This window comes from Curtobacterium sp. Leaf154, from assembly GCF_001424595.1.
Taxonomy (GTDB): Bacteria; Actinomycetota; Actinomycetes; order Actinomycetales; family Microbacteriaceae; genus Curtobacterium; species Curtobacterium poinsettiae.
The window spans coordinates 229,089-247,375 of sequence record NZ_LMOS01000005.1 but is presented as its reverse complement, the minus strand read 5'-3'; the positions used below and the strand labels follow the sequence as shown (position 1 = coordinate 247,375).

At 71.2% G+C, this 18,287-nt stretch carries 18 protein-coding genes; 11 read left to right on the top strand and 7 right to left on the bottom strand.

Annotated features, from left to right (window positions below; genetic code table 11):
• Positions 1-19: 19 nt before the first annotated feature.
• Positions 20-472, top strand: a complete 453-nt coding sequence (locus ASF75_RS11340) for an acyl-CoA thioesterase (RefSeq protein WP_056071447.1) — start codon at positions 20-22, stop codon at positions 470-472.
• Here ASF75_RS11340 and ASF75_RS11335 read toward each other — a convergent pair.
• Positions 459-1,322 (bottom strand): acyl-CoA thioesterase, encoded by an 864-nt coding sequence (locus tag ASF75_RS11335; protein ID WP_017886040.1) that lies wholly within the window; start codon positions 1,320-1,322, stop codon positions 459-461. The genes ASF75_RS11340 and ASF75_RS11335 overlap by 14 nt on opposite strands.
• 92 nt (positions 1,323-1,414) lie before the next feature.
• Between ASF75_RS11335 and ASF75_RS11330 the strand changes: the two genes are divergently transcribed.
• A complete protein-coding gene (locus tag ASF75_RS11330; protein ID WP_031259242.1) occupies positions 1,415-2,116 on the top strand; it encodes a hypothetical protein in 702 nt (233 codons plus the stop codon).
• 81 nt (positions 2,117-2,197) lie between these two features.
• On the top strand, positions 2,198-3,040 hold the full coding sequence (locus ASF75_RS11325; RefSeq protein WP_031259241.1) for an NAD(P)H-binding protein: 843 nt from the start codon (positions 2,198-2,200) through the stop codon (positions 3,038-3,040).
• A 310-nt stretch (positions 3,041-3,350) separates the two neighbouring features.
• Here ASF75_RS11325 and ASF75_RS11320 read toward each other — a convergent pair whose 3' ends face one another.
• The 3 genes from ASF75_RS11320 to pepN all read right to left on the bottom strand — a co-directional run bounded on the left by ASF75_RS11320 (position 3,351) and on the right by pepN (position 7,567).
• Positions 3,351-3,845 carry a globin gene (locus ASF75_RS11320; RefSeq protein ID WP_017886037.1) on the bottom strand — a complete coding sequence of 165 codons (495 nt, stop codon included), beginning with the start codon at positions 3,843-3,845 and terminating at the stop codon, positions 3,351-3,353.
• A complete protein-coding gene (locus ASF75_RS11315) occupies positions 3,842-4,912 on the bottom strand; it encodes a mechanosensitive ion channel family protein (RefSeq protein ID WP_017886036.1) in 1,071 nt (356 codons plus the stop codon). The genes ASF75_RS11320 and ASF75_RS11315 overlap by 4 nt, the downstream gene beginning before the upstream one ends.
• A 75-nt stretch (positions 4,913-4,987) precedes the next feature.
• Positions 4,988-7,567, bottom strand: coding sequence for an aminopeptidase N (pepN, locus tag ASF75_RS11310; protein WP_056071444.1), 2,580 nt, complete (start codon positions 7,565-7,567; stop codon positions 4,988-4,990).
• Positions 7,568-7,687: 120 nt separating this feature from the next.
• Between pepN and ASF75_RS11305 the strand changes: the two genes are divergently transcribed.
• On the top strand, positions 7,688-8,341 hold the full coding sequence (locus ASF75_RS11305) for a DsbA family protein (protein ID WP_259496435.1): 654 nt from the start codon (positions 7,688-7,690) through the stop codon (positions 8,339-8,341).
• A 66-nt stretch (positions 8,342-8,407) separates the two neighbouring features.
• Here the strand turns inward: ASF75_RS11305 and ASF75_RS11300 are convergent, their stop codons facing one another.
• Positions 8,408-8,926 carry a GNAT family N-acetyltransferase gene (locus ASF75_RS11300; protein WP_056071441.1) on the bottom strand — a complete coding sequence of 173 codons (519 nt, stop codon included), beginning with the start codon at positions 8,924-8,926 and terminating at the stop codon, positions 8,408-8,410.
• Here ASF75_RS11300 and ASF75_RS11295 point away from each other — a divergent pair.
• From ASF75_RS11295 to ASF75_RS11285, 3 genes are read left to right on the top strand one after another with little or no spacing between them, the layout of a single operon-like run.
• Positions 8,925-9,566, top strand: a complete 642-nt coding sequence (locus tag ASF75_RS11295) for a helix-turn-helix domain-containing protein (protein ID WP_082509679.1) — start codon at positions 8,925-8,927, stop codon at positions 9,564-9,566. The genes ASF75_RS11300 and ASF75_RS11295 overlap by 2 nt on opposite strands.
• A gap of 46 nt (positions 9,567-9,612) precedes the next feature.
• The gene (locus ASF75_RS11290) at positions 9,613-10,101 is read left to right on the top strand and encodes a ribose-5-phosphate isomerase (RefSeq protein ID WP_017886031.1); all 489 of its coding nucleotides are present in this window, start codon (positions 9,613-9,615) and stop codon (positions 10,099-10,101) included.
• Positions 10,102-10,153: 52 nt separating this feature from the next.
• Positions 10,154-11,083, top strand: coding sequence for an Fpg/Nei family DNA glycosylase (locus tag ASF75_RS11285; protein WP_017886030.1), 930 nt, complete (start codon positions 10,154-10,156; stop codon positions 11,081-11,083).
• Positions 11,084-11,119: 36 nt separating this feature from the next.
• Here ASF75_RS11285 and ASF75_RS11280 read toward each other — a convergent pair whose 3' ends face one another.
• Positions 11,120-12,589 (bottom strand): amidohydrolase, encoded by a 1,470-nt coding sequence (locus tag ASF75_RS11280; RefSeq protein ID WP_056071439.1) that lies wholly within the window; start codon positions 12,587-12,589, stop codon positions 11,120-11,122.
• Complete coding sequence (locus ASF75_RS11275) at positions 12,586-13,239, bottom strand: FMN-binding negative transcriptional regulator (protein ID WP_056071435.1); 654 nt, start codon at positions 13,237-13,239, stop codon at positions 12,586-12,588. The genes ASF75_RS11280 and ASF75_RS11275 overlap by 4 nt, the downstream gene beginning before the upstream one ends.
• 179 nt (positions 13,240-13,418) lie before the next feature.
• Here ASF75_RS11275 and ASF75_RS11270 point away from each other — a divergent pair, with 179 nt between their 5' ends.
• The 4 genes from ASF75_RS11270 to ASF75_RS11255 are packed head-to-tail and all read left to right on the top strand — an operon-like array spanning position 13,419 to position 18,236.
• Entirely contained in the window at positions 13,419-15,005 is a 1,587-nt protein-coding gene (locus ASF75_RS11270; protein WP_056071432.1) for a peptide ABC transporter substrate-binding protein, read from the top strand.
• Between the two features lie 8 nt (positions 15,006-15,013).
• A complete protein-coding gene (locus ASF75_RS11265) occupies positions 15,014-16,408 on the top strand; it encodes a M14 family zinc carboxypeptidase (RefSeq protein ID WP_056071429.1) in 1,395 nt (464 codons plus the stop codon).
• Positions 16,408-17,349 (top strand): ABC transporter permease, encoded by a 942-nt coding sequence (locus ASF75_RS11260; protein ID WP_056071426.1) that lies wholly within the window; start codon positions 16,408-16,410, stop codon positions 17,347-17,349. Before ASF75_RS11265 ends, ASF75_RS11260 begins: the two co-directional genes overlap by 1 nt.
• Entirely contained in the window at positions 17,346-18,236 is an 891-nt protein-coding gene (locus tag ASF75_RS11255; RefSeq protein ID WP_056071423.1) for an ABC transporter permease, read from the top strand. The genes ASF75_RS11260 and ASF75_RS11255 overlap by 4 nt, the downstream gene beginning before the upstream one ends.
• Positions 18,237-18,287: the final 51 nt, after the last annotated feature.

The window sequence follows — 18,287 nt, the reverse complement described above, 5'->3', positions numbered from 1 at the left end:
ACTGCACGCTCCCATCCGCATGCGGTGGAGCGACATCGACGCCTACGGCCACGTCAACAACTCCGCGATGCTGCGCCTCCTCGAAGAGGCGCGCATCGTGGGGTTCTGGGGTGCCGACCCCGGTGAGGACCCCGACGGCGCCCTGCCCGAGCCGATCATCGACGGTCGGCCCGGTTCGGGCACCATGACGATCATCGCCGGGCAACGCCTCGAGTACCTGGCATCGATCCCGTACCTCCGTCAGCCGCTCGACATCCAGATGTGGATCGGGCGGGTGGGCGGTGCGAGCATCGACGTCTCGTACGAGGTCTGGTCGCCCGTGGGACAGGCCCCCGCGGTCCTGTACACCCGGGCCACGACCGCACTCGTGATGGTCGACGCGGCGACGAACCGTCCGCGTCGGCTGACCGACCCCGAGCGTGCCGCGTGTGAGCGCTACCTCGAAGACCCGGTGCAGTTCAGCCGCCCGTAGGCACCCGCATCATGCCCTCCTGGGCGACGGTGGCCAGCAGCTGACCGTCGCGGGAGAACATCCGCCCCAACGCGAGTCCCCGTCCGCCCTGCGCGCTCGGGGACTCCTGCGTGTACAGGATCCACTCGTCCGCGCGACCGTCGCGGTGCCACCACATCGCGTGGTCGAGGCTGGCGCTCTTCACACCGGGGGTGCCCCAGGCGACGCCGTGCCGCCGCATGATCGGCTCGAGGATGGACATGTCGCTGGCGTAGCCGAGCACCGCACGGTGCAGCGCCGGGTCCTCGGGCAGGTCGCCCTGCACCCGGAACCAGACCGCCTGGTGCGGCACGTGCTCGCCCTGCACGTCGATGAACACCGGACCCTCGACGTGCCGCAGGTCGATGGACCGTGCGGCCCACGCCCGTGCGACGGGGTGGTCGATGGCGGACAGGATCGACGCGGCCGACGGCAGGGACTCCGGGTCCGGGGTGTCCACCGGGTACGGGTCCTGGTGTTCGAGACCGGTGTCCGGCACCTGGAACGACGCGATCATCGAGAAGATCGGGACGCCGCGCTGGTACGCCTGCACGCGGCGGGTCGCGAACGAACGACCGTCGTGGATGCGCTCGACGGCGAAGGTGATCGGCACGTCGACGTCGCCCGGCCGCAGGAAGTACCCGTGCATCGAGTGGACGTCGCGACCGTCGATCGTGGTCTGCGCGGCGACGATGCACTGGGCCAGGACCTGCCCGCCGAACACCCGTCCGCCGGGGGACCAGTGGCTGGCACCGGTCAGGATCGTCTCGCCCGTGCTCGCGCCGGTGTCCTCGAGTCGCAGGGTCCGCAGGAAGTCGGGTTCGCCGTTCACGCTGTGCAGTCTACGAACGGCTGCCCGGCCTCGATGCAGGGTCACCACGCCCAGGCGGTGCGACGTCGACGGCCGGTAGGATCGTGGACGACATGGGCAACTCGTTCACGCTTCCCGACGCCGCCTCACTCGGTGACCTCCGCACGTACCTCGGACGTGCCGCTCGGATCGAGGACGGCTCGGTCCGGCTCATCGCCGACTCGGGCGTCCTGGCCGTGTACACGGCGATCCTCTACCCGCTCGGGTTGCTCGACGAACTGCCGACGGTGCTCGGTCTCCGCACGTTCTCGCTCACCGAGCCCGCCTCGATCGACACCGTGGTGCCGCTGCAGTCGCTGCTCGAGCGTCTCCGCCTGCTGGCAGAGACGCAGGACGCCGAGCACGCCGAGGGCGCGGACCCGACGCGGGCCACCCCGATCGAGGTCGAGCTGCCGCACGAGGTCCACACGGTCACGTGGGCGGCCATCTCGCCGCCCCGCGGTGGCTGGGTCCCGCTGCCGGACGTCTCGCCCGAACTCCTCCGCCGGGCCACCCGTGACGGCATCGCCGAGGTCGCGGACGCCGTGCCGTCCAACTCGGGTGAGGCCATCGTCCGGCGGATCCGTGCCGAGGTCTGGGGCAGACCGGTCCCCGGCGTCGAGCACCTGCCGGCTGGTGCGGGGTTCGCCGGCGAGAGCCTCGGCTTCCTCGGGCACGACCCGGTGCGCCTGTTCGAGACCGGTCCGTGGAGCCGTCTCACGACCTCGCGTGGCCACGTGCTCGTGAAGCGGCGCGCCTGGACCCTGAGCTCGTAACGACGACGACGACGAAGAAGACGGCGAGGACGGTGACCGCCCACGGACCACGCTGGCCGGCCGCCGTGGTTGGCTGGCCGCATGCACGTCTTCCTCACCGGTGCGTCCGGCTACATCGGCTCCTCCGTCCTCCGCTCCCTGGTCGCCCACGGCGACGAGGTCACCGCACTCGTCCGGTCCGACGAGAAGGCCCAGCACGTCCGTGACGCCGGTGGCCGAGCCCTGGTCGGTGACGTCACCGACACCGAGGTCGTCGAACGGCTGCTGCACGAGAGCGACGGCGTGGTCCACACGGCATCGGCCCCGGACGTCGACCCGGACTTCATCCGCACCGCGATCGCTGCACTGGCCGGCACCCCCAAGCCGTTCGTGCACACCGGCGGGATCTTCACCTTCGGCGACTCGACGGACATCTCGGAGCAGTCGCCGATCGACCCGCCGGCGCTGACCGCGTGGCGCGGTCCGAACGAGGCCCTGCTGCGCGCGAGCGACGTCCGGAGCACCATCGTCGCGCCCGGCATCGTGTACGGACGCGGCGCGGGCATCCCGGCGATGTTCGTCGGCGACGGCGAGCAGCCGGTGCGGCTGGTCGGGGACGGCTCCCAGCGGTGGACGACGGTGCACGTGGACGACCTCGGCGAGCTCTACGTCCTCGCGCTGCACCGCGGCGAGCTCGACGGGTACATCGTCGCGGCGACCGGGGACAACCCGACCGTGCGCGAGCTCGCCGAGGCCGGGGCCCACGGTGCACCGGTCGTCGCCGAGAGCGTCGATGCGAGCCGCGAACGGCTCGGGCAGGACTTCGCCGACGCGCTGCTGCTGCACCAGGAGGCGTCCGGCGCGCACGCCCGGTCGGCCCACGGCTGGCGGCCGTCACGGCCGTCGCTGGTCGACGACCTCGCCTCCGGCTCGTACGTCCGCTGACCGCGCTGAGACGCACTGCCCGAAGACGCCGGCGTCCCGCGGGCACGCCGCCGGTTCCGCGAGACGCCGCCGTATTCGGAGGCGCGGAACGCACATGGCGGCGTCGGACGGACACGCCGGCGTCTCGCCAGCACGAGAACGCGGGAACCGCCGGACGGGAGGCCCGTGGCGACGCCGCCACGGGCCTCCCGTCCGGCGCTCGTGACGATCACTGCACGCCGGCGTCCGCGGAAGACGCCGCGGGAGCGTCGAGACGCCGCCGGATCCGGCGGCGTCTCGACGACACGACGGCGTCCGCGCCGGACGCGCGTCAGTCGAAGGTGTTCGTCATCGCGTGGGCAGCGCGGTCGAGGTAGCCCCAGAGCTCGGCTTCGTCCAGGGGAGCGAGCTCGAGCGACTCGACCGCCTCGTGCATGTGGTGGAGCCAGCGCTCCCGCGCCTCGGACGTGATGCGGAACGGGTTGTGGCGCATCCGCAGACGGGGGTGCCCGCGCTGCTCGCTGTACGTGCCCGGCCCGCCCCAGTACTGCTGCAGGAAGGCGGACAGGCGCCAGATCGCGCCCTCGAGGTCGTCGGCCGGGTACATCGGCCAGATGACCTCGTCCTGCTGCACGCCCTCGTAGAAGCGCCGGACGAGCCGGTCGAAGGTGGGGGCACCGCCGATCCGCTCGTACAGCGACCCGGTGGCCGAGGTGCCGTGCTCACCGACGCGCAGGGTGATCGGCTGCGCGGGGACGCCGGGCATGCCGAGCGAACCGCGTGCTCCTGGCCCACCCGGGCCGGTCGGGGGTGTGAGGTCGGTCATCGGGGGTCCTTCCCGCTGTCGGGCTCGTCGTCCGTGCGGATCGGCTGCCCGAGGATGTTGCGCTTGGTGCGCCGCGGCTTCGTGGGCGCAGCCATCGGCTGGGTGCGGACGGTGCGCAGCCCGTTGATCGAGGTGGCGTTCTCCCAGCCCTCGGGCATGATCATCGCCATCGCGGGCAGGGTGATGCCGAGTTCGTCGACGGCGTGCTTCAGTCGGGTGCGGAGCTCCCGGCCGACGACGTCGAGCTCGGAGGCGCGGGTCTTCACGACCAGGCGGAAGACCATCCCGGCGTCGGTGATCGACTGCAGGCCCCAGATCTCCGGCTTCTCGACGATCCGCTGGCGCCAGCGCGGCTCCTGCGACATCGTCACGGCGGCCTTGAGCAGGGCGTCCTGCACGGCGTCGATGTCGGTGTCGTACGGCACGGTGATGTCGACGAGCACCCGTGACCAGCCCTGGGAAAGGTTGCCGACGCGCAGGATCTGCCCGTTCGGGACGAACCAGAGGATGCCGTTCACGTCGCGGATCTGCATGACGCGCAGCCCGACGTTCTCGACGACGCCGGTGGCCTGCCCGGTGTCGACGACGTCACCGACGCCGGCCTGGTCCTCGAGGATCATGAAGATGCCGGACAACAGGTCCTTCACGATGGACTGGGCGCCGACGGCGAGGCCGGCCGCGACGAGGGACGCACCGCCGACGATGCCGACCGCGGCACCCTTCCACAACGCCGTGGCGATGACCACGAGCGCGATCACGACGACGACCACGGTGGCCAGGTTCTCGAGGACACTGCCGAGCGTCCGGGTCCGTTGCACGACACGCGCGGTCTGCACGGGGGAGGCGATGAGGGCCTGGGTGTCGGCCGCCCCCTGACGCTTCTTGACGCCGTTCACGATCCGGTCGACGACCTGCTTGATCATGCGACGGAGGATCAGCCGGAGGACGATCGCCGCGAGGATCGTGATGACGATCGTGATCGGTGCTTGCCAGGCGTCGACGAACTGGAGGAACGCGTTGGACGCCCACTTCGGGACGTCGGTGGTGTCTGCTGCAGCCAGGTTCATATCCGGTCGATGCTAAGCGGCGGGGCCTCGGCGTCCCTGGAGGAACACCAAGACCCCGCCGGATCAGCGCAGGGTTCAGGCGTCCGCGGCCTGGACCCGGAGCGCCCGCTCGGTGCCCGCGAGGCTCTCGGACACGATGCGGCGCAGCGCCGGCGTCTCCGGGTGCTCCGCGAGCCACGCGGCGGCGGCGTCACGGAGCTCGGCCGACGCGAGCGGCGCCGGGTAGAGGCCCGAGACGATGGTGTCCGCCATGTGGTAGCTGCGTTCGGCCCAGATGCGCGTGAGCACCTCGAAGTACTTCGGCACGAGGCCCTCGAGCAGGACCGGGCTGTTCACGTGCTGGAACCCGACCGTGGTCTGCCGCACGATCGCGTTCGGCAGCTCGGACGAGTCGACCAGCGACGAGAACGCCGCCAGCTTGCCCTCGGCCGTCGGGATCGTCGCCCGGGCGCGGGCCGCGGCCTGCTCGCCGGACGCGGTCTTGTCCGCAGCGAGCTCGGCGTCGATCTCGGTGCTGCCCGCGGCGCCCGCGAGCACGAGGCCCTCGAGCAGCTCCCAGCGCAGGTCGGTGTCGATCTCGAGGCCCTGCAGCGTGACCGAACCGTCGCGCAGTCCCTGCAGGGTCGCGACGTGCTCGGGCGTGGACGGGATCTGCGCGAAGAACTTCACGAACTGGAACTGCGCGTCCGAACCGGCTTCGGCCGAGGACGCGAGCTGCCAGAGCGTGTCGCCGACGGTGCGGACCGTGGCCTCGACCGAGCCCGGCGCCACGTAGTTGCGTGCGGTGAGCAGCAGCTGCGAGAGCGTCGTGCGGATGGTGGTCGACTCGGTCTCGGTCGCGATGTTGCCGAGCACCAGGCGGACGTAGTCGCTGGCGGGGGACTCGGCGTCGCGCGTGGCGTCCCACACGGAACCCCAGACGATCGAGCGGGCGAGCGGGTTCGCGATGGACGCGAGGTGCTCGATCGCGGTGCGCCGGGAGTGCTCGTCGAGACGGATCTTGGCGTAGGCCAGGTCGTCGTCGTTCAGGAGCACGAGGTCGCCGCGGTGCACGCCGACGAGCTCGGGCACGTCGGTGCGGGCGCCGTCGACGTCGATCTCGACGCGCTGGACCCGCTCGAGCTTGCCGCCGGCGGATGCCGTGTCCGCGCCGAACGGTGCGGACTCGTCGTTCCGGAACGCGTAGACGCCGATGGCCAGACGGTGCGGACGCAGCGTCGGGTAGTCGGCGGGGGCTTCCTGCAGGACCGTGAACGACGTGATGACGCCGGACTCGTCGGTCTCGATCTCGGGGCGCAGGGTGTTGACGCCCGCGGTCTCGAGCCAGAGCTTCGACCACTCGGTGAGTTCACGGCCGCTCGTCGCCTCGAGCTCGACGAGCAGGTCGCGCAGCTCGGTGTTCGAGTGGTGGTGCTTCTTGAAGTAGGCGGAGACACCGGCGAAGAACGCGTCGATGCCGACCCACGCGACGAGCTGCTTGAGGACCGAGCCGCCCTTCGCGTAGGTGATGCCGTCGAAGTTGACCTGGACGTCTTCGAGGTCGTTGATCGTCGCGACGATCGGGTGCGTCGAGGGGAGCTGGTCCTGGCGGTAGGCCCAGGACTTCTCCATCGCCTGGAACGTGGTCCAGGCTTCGGTCCACTCGGTGGCCTCTGCCGTGGCGATCGTCGACGCCCACTCGGCGAAGGACTCGTTGAGCCACAGGTCGTTCCACCACTTCATGGTGACCAGGTCGCCGAACCACATGTGGGCGAGCTCGTGCAGGATCGTGACGACCCGGCGCTCCTTGATGGCGTCGGTGACCTTCGACCGGAACACGTAGGTCTCGGTGAAGGTGACGGCCCCGGCGTTCTCCATCGCGCCGGCGTTGAACTCCGGCACGAACAGCTGGTCGTACTTGTCGAAGGGGTAGGCGACGTCGAACTTCTCCTCGAAGTACGCGAAGCCCTTCTTCGTGGTCTCGAACACGTACTCGGGGTCGAGGTACGCGGCGAGCGACTTGCGCGCGAACACGCCGAGCGGGATCGTCCGGCCGTCGCGGCTGGTCAGCTCGTCGCGCACGACCTCGTACGGGCCGGCGACGAGCGCGGTGATGTAACTCGAGATGCGCGCGGTGGGCGGGAACGCCCACGTCGCGACGTCGCCGTCGACGTGCGGCTCCGGCGTGGGGGAGTTCGAGACGACCTGCCACCGTGACGGCGCCGTCACGGTGAAGGAGAACTCGGCCTTCAGGTCGGGCTGCTCGAACACCGCGAACATGCGGCGCGAGTCGGGGACCTCGAACTGGGAGTACAGGTACACCTCGTCGTCCACCGGGTCGACGAAGCGGTGCAGGCCTTCACCGGTGTTCGTGTACAGCGCGTCGCTGACGACCACGAGCTCGTTCTGCTCCTGCAGGTCGTCGAGCTGGATGCGGACGCCGTCGTTCACCGCGGCGACGTCGAGCGCCGTGCCGTTCAGCGTGATCGAGTGCACGGTCTTCGTGATGGCGTCGATGAAGGTCGATGCGCCGGCGGTGGCGGTGAAGCGCACCCGCGTGGTGCTGCCGAAGCTCTCTGCACCGCGGGTCAGGTCGAGCTCGACGTCGTACGTCTGCACGGCGACGACGGCCGCGCGCTCCTGGGCTTCGATTCGGGTGAGGTTCTCTCCGGGCACGCAACGCTCCATCTTCGCTGGGGACGCGGACGATCGGTGTCCGCGTACGGGGCCCCGGACGGCGTCGTGCGCCGGCGGGACGATGGGCTCCAGCCTAGCGACGCCGCGTACGCTCGGATCGTGACCGAGACGACTGTGGACAACCCGACCGACCCCACCACCGAGCGCACCGCCGTGGAGTTCTGGTTCGACCCGAACTGCCCCTGGGCCTGGATGACGAGCCGCTGGGTGGGTGAGGTCGCCGAGCACCGCGACCTCGACGTGACGTGGAAGGTGATGAGCCTGTTCGTCCTCAACGAGGACCAGGACGTGCCGGACAGCTACAAGGAGCGCCTGCACGCCGGCCAGGTCTACCCGCGCATCGTCGCGGCGGCGAAGCTCCGGCTCGGCCAGGACGTCGTGAAGCCGCTGTACGACGCCCTCGGCGAGCACATCCACCACCGCCAGGAGTCCGACCCCGAGCAGGTCGTCCCCGCCGTGCTCGCGGAGCTCGGCCTGGACGCCGACCTGCTCGAGTACGCCTGGACCGACGAGGTCGACGCCGCCGTGCGCGCCAGCCACCAGGACGGCATCGACCGTGTCGGGCAGGACGTCGGCACGCCGGTCATCGCCGTCGAGGGCACCGCGTTCTTCGGACCGGTCATCTCCCCGGCCCCCAAGGGCCAGGAGGCGCTCGACCTGTGGGACGGCGTCGTCGCCGTCGCGAAGGTCCCCGCGTTCTTCGAGCTCAAGCGCTCGCGCACCGTCGGCCCGATCTTCGACACCACCGACTGATCCGGCGCTGACCGGCGGGGGACGGGTGGCCGGGAGGCCCGTGGTGCGCCCGCCCCGCCCGTCGCGTCAGATGAGCGGCAGCCGCATGAGCGTCAGGTCGAGCCAGCGGTCGAACTTGCGTCCCACCTCGGGCACGACCGCGACCGTGGCGAAGCCCAGGCGTTCGTGCAGGGCGATCGACCCCGTGTTGGTGCTGCAGATCCCGGCCATCATCACGTGTCGGCCCTCGGCGGTGGCCCGCGCGACCAACTCGGCCATCAACGTCGTCGCGATGCCCCGGCCGCGGGACGCCTCGACCACGTAGACGCTGTGCTCGACGGTCTGCCGGTACCCGTCCGGCTGCCGCCACTGCGAGTACGTCGCGTAGCCAGCCACGACCCCGTCGACCTCGGCCACGACCACCGGGTACCCGCCGCCCTGCCGCTCGGCGAGCCACCCGTCGAAGTACGGACGCGGGTGCGGGACGTCCTGCCAGATGGCGGTGGAGTGCAGCACGGCATCGACGTGCAGGGCGTGCACGACGTCGAGGTCGGCCGGGGTGCAGTCGCGGATCACGACCCCGTTCGTCGCATATGCTGTCGTCATGTCTCACATCGTAGACGACGCGCATGCCGATCCCGCAACCGGCGCCGACGACACCTCGGTCGCCGAGCAGCGGGCGCTCGGCGAACGGCTCCAGCGCCTCCGCACCGAGCGCAGGTGGAGCCTCACCGAGCTCGCCGAGGAGTCCGGCGTCTCCCGGGCGATGATCAACCGCGTCGAGCGCGGGGTCTCCAGCCCCACCGCGACGATCCTCGGTCGCCTGTCCGGCGCCTTCGGCCTGACGATCTCGCAGCTCCTCGACGATGCCCTGGAGCACGAGGTGCCCAGGGCGACGGACCCCGACGAGGCGCGTGGGGTGCAACGCGGCGCGACCGCCGATTCCTGGACCGATCCCGACACCGGGTACCGCCGCCGCCCGGTCTCGAGCGCCGCGTTCCCCGCCGACGTCACCGAGGTGCGCCTCCCGGCCGGCCGCGAAGTGGCCTACCCGGCGTCCGCCTACGCGTTCCTGCGGCACTGCATCTGGGTCGTCGACGGCGTGCTCGAGGTCGTCGTCGGCGGCGAGCCGACGCGGCTGGCGTCGGGGGACCGGATCGAGCTCGGCGACCCCGCCGACGTCGTGTACCGCAACCCGGGCGAGGACCCCACCCGGTACCTCGTCGTGGTGGTCCGCGCACCGTAGTCCGTGGTGGTCCGGGCCCCGGAGCCGCAGGAATAGGATCGGTTCCATGCGCATCCACCTCGGAACGGACCACGCCGGCCTCGAGTTCAACAAGACCCTCGCAACCCACCTGACCGACGCCGGGCACGAGGTGGTGGACCACGGTCCGACCGAGTACGACGCGCTCGACGACTACCCCTCGTTCTGCATCAACGCCGCGCACGCCGTGGTGCAGGACCAGCGCGACGGTGTCCAGGCCCTCGGTGTCGTCTTCGGCGGTTCCGGCAACGGCGAGCAGATCGCCGCGAACAAGGTCGAGGGCATCCGGGCCGCGCTCGTCTGGAACGAGTCGACCGCGCTGCTCGCCCGTCAGCACAACGACGCCAACGTCATCTCCATCGGCGCGCGCCAGCACACCGAGGACGAGGCGATCCGGTTCGTCGACCTGTTCATCGCCGAGCCGTTCTCGGGCGAGGAGCGCCACGCCCGCCGCATCGCCCAGCTCGCCGAGTACGAGACCACCGGGCTGATCGCCGGTCGCCAGATCGACGCGTAGGGCTCGGACCCACGGTCCAGCAACACCGAGCAGCACCGAGTAGACAAGACCAATGCCCGAGGGTCACTCCGTCCACCGCATCGCCAACCAGTTCACCCGGCACTTCGTCGGCAAGCGCTGCGAGGTGTCGAGTCCCCAGGGCCGCTTCGCCGCCGGGGCCGCGCAGCTCGACGGCAAGCGCCTGATCGCCGCCCGGGCGGTCGCGAAGCAGATGTTCCTGGAGTTCGAGGACGACCTGTTCCTCCGCGTCCACCTCGGCCTGTACGGCGCGTGGGACTTCGCGGGCGTGATCTCCACCGCCGAGGCGCTGTCCGACGACGACGACCGCGAAGAGTCGCTCAGCTCGATCGGCGCACCGCGGCTCGCCCGCTACCGGATGGCCGAGCAGGAGAAGGCGGAGGACCCGATCGAGTCGTTCCCGCCGGACCCGGTCGGCCAGGTGCGCGTGCGGATCCTCACCGAGGACACCGTCGCCGACCTGCGCGGCCCGACCGCGTGCGTCGTGGAGACCCCGGCCGAGGTGCAGCGCGCGCTCGACAAGCTCGGCCCCGACCCGATGAACGACGACGGGCCCGAGGCCGAGAAGACCTTCGTCGACAACGTCCGGAAGCGCAACGTCGCGATCGGGCAGCTGCTCATGGACCAGTCCGTGGTGGCCGGCATCGGCAACATCTACCGCGCCGAACTGCTGTTCCGGCAGCGCATCGACCCGTACAAGCCGGGCAAGAAGATCACCGTCAAGCAGGCCAAGGCGCTCTGGGCGGACTGGTCGAAGCTGCTGCACGACGGCGTCCGCGACGGTCTGATGATGACGATGGACGACCTGTCCGAGGCCGACCACAAGAAGGCCCTGCGCTCCCGCAAGGACCGCCACTGGGTCTACCACCGTCAGGGCGAGCCCTGCCGGGTGTGCGGCACCGAGATCCGGATGGCCGACATGGCCGGCCGGAAGCTCTACTGGTGCCCGAAGGACCAGAAGTAGCCCACGGAACACGGACGCACCCGCCCGTCCTCCTGCTCACAGCTCCCGGTACGTGAACCGCCCGGCGACGGCCGTCCCGAGCACCCGCATGCCGCGCAGAGCGGCGGACGACGCCGCCAGCGGGTCGGACTCGACGAACACCAGGTCCGCCACGTCGCCGACGGACACCCCGACCCGCCCGTCGGTCGACCCCTGCCACGCGACGAGCGACGAGAGCCGTTCGGCCGGGTGCCACGGATCGCGGCCGTCGCGGTCCCGCCCGACGGCCGCCGCCATCGAGACCCACGGGTCGAGCGGCGCCACCGGGGCGTCCGACCCGAGCAGCAGGCGCGCTCCGGCCCGTGCGAGCGAGGCGAAGGCGAACGCCCGGTCGGTGTACCCGGCCCAGTGCCGGTCGGCGATGTCCCGGTCGTCCATGGCGTGTTCGGGCTGCACCGACGCGGCGACCCCGAGCCGGGCGAACCGGTCGACGTCGGTGTCGACGAGCAACTGCGCGTGCTCGATCGTGCCGCGGGTCCCGACGGTCTCGAAGACGTCGAGGGCCAGGGCGTTCGCACGGTCGCCGATCGCGTGGATCGCGGGGACGAGTCCGGCGTCGACGGCACGCCGGGTGATCGCGACGAGGTCCTCGAACGGCCAGGCGAGCACGCCGGAGCCGTCGGTCATCGCGGCGGTCCGCGTGCCGAGCGACCCGTCCGTGACCACCTTGAACGGTCCCATCGTGAGCAGCCCACGGGTGCCCTCGACCACGTCGCCGGTGCGCAGCCCCCGGGCGATGGCCTCGTCGAGCTCGGCCGGGTACACCCCGGACGCGACCCGGATCGCGTCGGTGCCGGCGTGGATCCGGCGGCGCCAGCGGTCGAGCCCGAAGCGCATCTCGAGGTCGACCACGCCCGTCACCCCGCGGGCCGCCGCTGCTTCGGCAGCGTCCGCCACGGACGCGTCGAGCGCATCGTCCGGCACCTGCGACAACGCACCGGTCACGTCGAACGCGTCCTGCTCGCGCAGGACCCCGTCCTCGCCCGCCTCGAGCGGGCGGCCGACAGCGGCGGAGAAGTGCGCGAGCGCGAGGGCGTTGCACCACACCGCGTGCAGGTCCGCGCTGATGACGACGGTCGGGAGGCTCGGTGCGGCACGGTCGAGCAGCTCGCGTCGCGCAGGGCGCGGCCACGTCCCGTCGCGGTAGCCGTGTCCGACCAGGACGCGGTCCGTCACGCCCGCCCGCGCGACGGCGGCGAGCAGGTCGGCGGTCGCCTCGGCGGAGTCGCAGCCGGTGACGTCGACACGGCGGCGGACGAGCGCCCACTGGTCGAAGTGCGTGTGGTGGTCGCGCAGGCCCGGACCGAGCCAGGCGCCGCCGGCCTCGACCACGTCGGTGTCGACGCTCGAGGGGTCGAGCGTGCCGGTCGGGGCGATCTCGGTGACGCGACCGTCGACGATGCGGACGTCGGCAGGGGCCCCGGAGGTGCCCACACGCCGGACGGCGCGCAGCAGGATCTCGCTCATCGAGCCTCCCGGTCGTCAGCGCGCGCAGCGTGCGCTCGTGCCATCTCGTCGGCGAGCGCCGGCGACGCGTAGGGGCCGTCGCCCCGCAGGCCGGCGACGATGCGGTCGATCACCTCGGGGGCCTTGTTCTGCGACAGCTTGGCGCGGGCGTCGAACCGGGTGACGCGGATCCGGATGCCGACGGTGCCCTTCGCGATCCGGCGGGCGGCGTCCTCGTCGACCTGCAACGACACGGGCGAGGGCATGACGTGCTCGAAGTGGTCGACGAGTTCGCCGAGCACCCGGAAGTTCTCGTCGTCGGACAGGACCTCGGGGGTGCCCCAGACGTGGGCGGTGACGTGGTTCCAGGTGGGCACGAACTGTTCCGGCGGGTACCAGGCGGGGGAGACGTAGCCGTGCGGGCCCTGGAACACGACGAGGACCTCGTGCTGTCCGAGTTCGTGCGCGACCTCGTCGGGTCGGCCGACGTGGGACACCAGGACGAGGGCGTCCGGGTCGTCGTCGGGGCCGGGGGTCTCGAGCAGCACCGGGTAGTGCGAGGCGACCAGTCCGTCCGCGGTGTGGGACACGATCGTCGCCCACGGGTTCCCGGTGATGAGGCGTCGGACCTCGTCGACGTCGGTCAGCAGGAAGTGCGGTGTGTGGCGCATCCTCCGAGCGTGGCACAACGAGCCGGGTCGCGCGACGGGCGTGGTTTCGCTGGTGTTTCTGCGCGGTAAAACTCTCAGAGCGCATTGAAAGAAGTCTTGTGGTCGGGATTCGAACCGTCCTAGCTTTCCCACCACGACGACCGGGCAGGGATCCGGCCGCACCCGATCGAGGAGAGATCATGCGACGCAGGACGATCGCCGCGCTGGCCGCGGCGGCAACCTTGGCCCTGGTGGCGACCGGCTGCTCGGCGGGCGGCACGGCCGACGACGACGCTCCCTCGAGCCTGGTGTACGCGACCGGCGAGCCCGACCACCTGACCCCGGGCCGGCAGACCGTGGCCTTCGACCAGGTGATGAGCGTCTTCGCACCGCTGACCCAGACCGACGCCGACGGCGACCTGCACGACGTCGCGGCGAAGAGCGTCGAGAGCGACGACGCCATCACGTGGACGATCACGCTGCGGGACGGCTGGACGTTCCAGAACGGCGAGCCCGTCACGCCGGAGAGCTACGTGAAGGCCTGGAACCACGTCGCCTACGGCCCGAACGCATGGGAGAACAGCGGCCAGCTCGCCGGGATCGTCGGGTACTCCGACCTCAACCCAGCGAAGGGCACCCCCAAGACCAAGGAGATGTCGGGGCTCAAGGTCACCGGCAAGGACACCTTCACGGTCACGCTCACCCACGCGGACAGCCAGTTCCCGCTGCAGCTCAGCCAGGCCCAGACCGCGTTCTACCCGATGCCCGAGGCCGCCTACGACGACCTGAAGGCGTACGACGAGAAGCCGATCGGCAACGGCCCGTACGAGATGACGACGGCGTGGAAGGCGGACCAGGAGTTCACCGTCACGGCCTGGAAGGACTACGAGGGCACGAAGCCCGCCGCCGACGAGGTGACCTTCCGCAGCTACTCCGACATGAACACCGCGTACACCGACGTCCTGGCCGGCAACGCCGACGTGCTGTTCCTGCCGACGGACAAGATGACGAGCGCGAAGGCCGACTTCGGCGACCGCCTGCACTCCTTCGACGCCCCCGGCATCGACTACCTCGGGTTCCCGCTGTGGGACGACCGGTACTCCGACCCCGACGTGCGCCGCGCGATCTCGATGTCGATCGACCGTGACCAGGTGAACGACGCCATCTACGGCGGTCTGTACGAACCGGCCACCGCACTGACCCCGCCGTCGATGTCCGGCACCGAGGAGGGCATCTGCGGCGACGCCTGCGAGTTCGACCCGGCGGCGGCGAAGAAGCTCCTCGCCGGTGCCGGCGGGTTCGACGGCACCATGACGCTCGTCTACCCGGGCGGTTCCGGCCTCGACTCCCTGTACGAGGCGTACGCCAACCAGATCCGGCAGAACCTGGGCGTCGACGCCGAGGCGAAGGCCACCACCGACTGGGCGTCGTACTACTCGGAGCTCACGGACAAGAAGGTCGCCGGCCCGCACTTCGGACACTGGGGCGCGCTCTACATCAGCCAGCAGAACACGCTCCGCGCCTTGTTCACCACGGCCGGCGGGTGCTCCCCGTGCACCGGGTACTACCAGTCCGACGACGTCGACTCGCTGCTCGCGAAGGCCGACTCCGCCGGGTCCCAGGACGAGGCGAACGGGTACTACACGAAGACGCAGCAGGCCGTCCTCGAGGACTTCCCGATCGTCCCGACCTTCTTCGACAAGTACTCGTACGTCACGAGCGACAAGATCGCGAAGCTGCCGGCGGTGGCGGGCAGCCCCGTGATCGCGCAGATCGCCGTGAAGTAGGGCGGAGCATGGAGCAGCACACCGTCCTCGACCTGGTCCGCGACGTCCCCGACCACGACGGCTTCCCGCTCGTCGACGACCTGCAGGCCCGGTTCGCCGCGCTCGCCGTGGCGCACCCCGACCGGGTCACGGTCACCCGGATCGGCACGAGCCGCCTCGGCGAACCCCTGCACAGCTACCGCATCGGCACCGGGTCGCACGCGGCCGTCGTGGTCGGCGGGGTGCACCCGAACGAGCCGATCGGTTCGTGGACGGCGCTGCACCTCGCCGAGACGGCCCTCGGTGACGAGCAGGTGCAGGCGCTCGACGTCACCTGGCACATCGTCCCGACGATCGACCCGGACGGCATGCGGCTCAACGAGGCGTGGTTCCACGACCCGCACGACCGGGTGTTCTACTCGCGCCACTTCTACCGGCCGGCCCCGGACAGCCAGGTCGAGTGGACGTTCCCGAACAGCTACAGGTCGGTGTACTTCGACCAGGTGCTGCCCGAGACGCTCGCGTTCATGCGGCTCATCGACGACACCGAGCCGGAGCTGCTCGTGAGCCTGCACAACGGCGAGATGGGCGGCGTCTACTACTACCTGTCCGAGGACCTGCCCGACGTCGTCGACACCCTGCACGCGGTGCCGGCCGCCCTCGGGCTGCCGCTCGACACCGGGGAGCCGGAGTCCCCGTACCTGCGGGAGCTCGCACCGGCGGTGTTCGCGATGGACGGCATCGAGACGGCGTACGCCTACCTCGAGGAGCTCGGTGTCGACCCGGGTGAGCACATCCACGGCGGGTCGAGCGCGGCGTGGGCGATGCGGCACGGGGCCCTCTGCATGGTGGCCGAGCTGCCGTACTGGAGCCACCCCGACGCCGACGACCAGACCGCGACCGACGAGTCGTACGCCGACCTGCTGCGCCGGTGCGCGGACGAGCTCGGCGCCTCGGGTGCGGAACTGCAGGCGTTCCTCGACGAGGCGTCGCCGATGCTCTCGATCCCGTCGCCGTTCGTCGAGGCCTCCCGGGCGTTCGTGCCGATGCTCGCCGGGATGGCGGACACCGACCGCCGCCGCGCCGAACGGGAACCGGCCGACCGGACGGCCACCGTCGCCGAGCGCTTCGGCTGCGAGGACCTGGTCCGCTGCTTCCGCCTGCGCTACGGCGGCATGCTCCTGCGCGCCGTCGAGGCGGAGACGACCGCCGGCACGGCGTCCGCGCCGCTCCGGCGGCTCCGCGACCGCCTGGCCGAGCGGTACGCGCACTGGCAGGCGGACGCGTCGACGGGTGCCGAGCCGATCCCGGTGGGGAAGCTCGTGGGCGTGCAGTACGGGGCGATCCTCGCCTGCGCGAGCCACGTGGCGGACCCGACCCGTGCCTCCCGTCCGGTGTCGGCGGCCGTGTCGGGAGGCGCGTGATGCGTCCGACGCTCGCCGTCGGTCGCCGGCTCGGCGGCCTGGTCATCGTGTTCCTCGGGGTGACCTTCCTGATCTACGCGATGACGTTCGCGCTGCCCGGCGACCCGATCAAGGCGCTCGGCGGCGAGCGCCCCCTCACCGACTCGGTCGTGCGGGCGCTGCGGGCGGAGTACCACCTGGACCAGCCGCTGTGGCTGCAGTACGTGCAGTACCTGGGCGGCCTGTTCCGGGGTGACTTCGGCACCGACTTCAACGGGCAGTCCGTCGGCGAGCAGATGGCCTCGCGCTGGCCGGTGACGATCACGCTGGCGCTCAGCGCGTGGGCGCTCGAGATCGTCCTGGGCATCGGACTCGGCGTGGTCTCGGCGCTCAAGCGCGGCACGGTGCTCGACAAGACGGTGCTCGTCGGCACCATCGTCGTCGGAGCCGTCCCCGTGTTCGTGCTCGGCGTGGCCCTGCAGCTGGTGTTCTCGGTGCGGCTGGACTGGTTCCCGGTCGCGGGCGTCACCGCCGGGTGGCCGACCGCGTACGTCCTGCCGGCGTTCGTGATCGCCCTGTTCGGCCTGGCCGCGGTGTCCCGGCTCACCCGGACGTCGATGATCGAGACGCTCGACGCCGACTACGTGCGGACGGCCCGAGCCAAGGGGCTCGCCCCGGGTCGGATCGTCGGCGTGCACGTCCTGCGGAACTCGCTCATCCCCACCGCCACCTACCTGGCGACCGACCTCGGGTACCTGATGGGCGGCACCGTCATCATCGAGGGCATCTTCAACCTGCCGGGCGTCGGGAACCTGCTGTTCCAGGGCATCCGCTCGCACGAGGGTGCCGTCGTCGTCGGCATCTCGACCGCCCTCATCCTGGTGTTCCTCGTCACGAGCGTGCTCGTCGACCTGCTGCACGCCGCCCTCGACCCGCGCGTCCGGACAGGAGCCTCCCGATGACCACCGAAGCCCTCGGCGCCACCGTCGAACCCCTCGTCGGGGTCCGGCGTCGGCCACTGCTCGCCGCCGCACGGACGCCGGGGTTCTGGGTGCCCGCGTCGGTGCTCGTGGTGGTCCTGCTCATCGCGGCGTTCCCGCAGCTCTTCGCCGGACTGTTCGGCCACGGCGACCCCCGGGTGTGCGACCTCGGCCGGAGCGGGGCGTCAGCGACCGCCGGGCACCCGTTCGGCTTCGACCTGCAGGGCTGCGACGTGTACGCGAACGTCATCTGGGGCACCCGGTCGTCGATCGCCGTCGCGGTGCTCACGACCCTGCTCGCCGGCATGGTCGCGGTCGTCGTCGGGACCGTCGCGGGCATGGTCGGCGGGTGGGTCGACGCGGTCCTCGCCCGGCTCACCGACGTGTTCCTCGGGTTCCCGTTCCTGCTCGGCGCGGTCGTCGTGCTGAACAGCGTGGGGGAGCGGTCGGTGCTCACCGTGTCGCTGGTGCTCGCCCTGTTCGGCTGGCCGACGATGGCCCGGCTCGTGCGGTCGAGCGTCCGCAGCGTCCGGGGTGCCGAGTTCGTGCTCGCTGCCCGGACGATGGGGCTGTCGACGTGGCGGATCACCACCCGGTACGTGCTGCCGTCGTCGATCTCGCCGCTGCTCGTGCTCGCCACCATCACCGTCGGCGGGGTCATCGTGTCCGAGTCGTCGCTGACCTACCTCGGCATCGGGCTGGAGCGTCCGGCGATCTCGTGGGGGCTGCAGCTGTCCGCGGCGACGTCGCAGTTCCTCCGTGCCCCACACATGCTCATCGCCCCGGCGGCGTTCCTCGCCGTGACCGTGCTCGCCGTCATCGCGCTCGGCGACACGCTGCGCGCCGCGCTCGACCCACGTCGGCGCTGACGTGCGTCGCGGCGGACGCCGCAGCGATCGACGCGCCAGACTCGAACCACC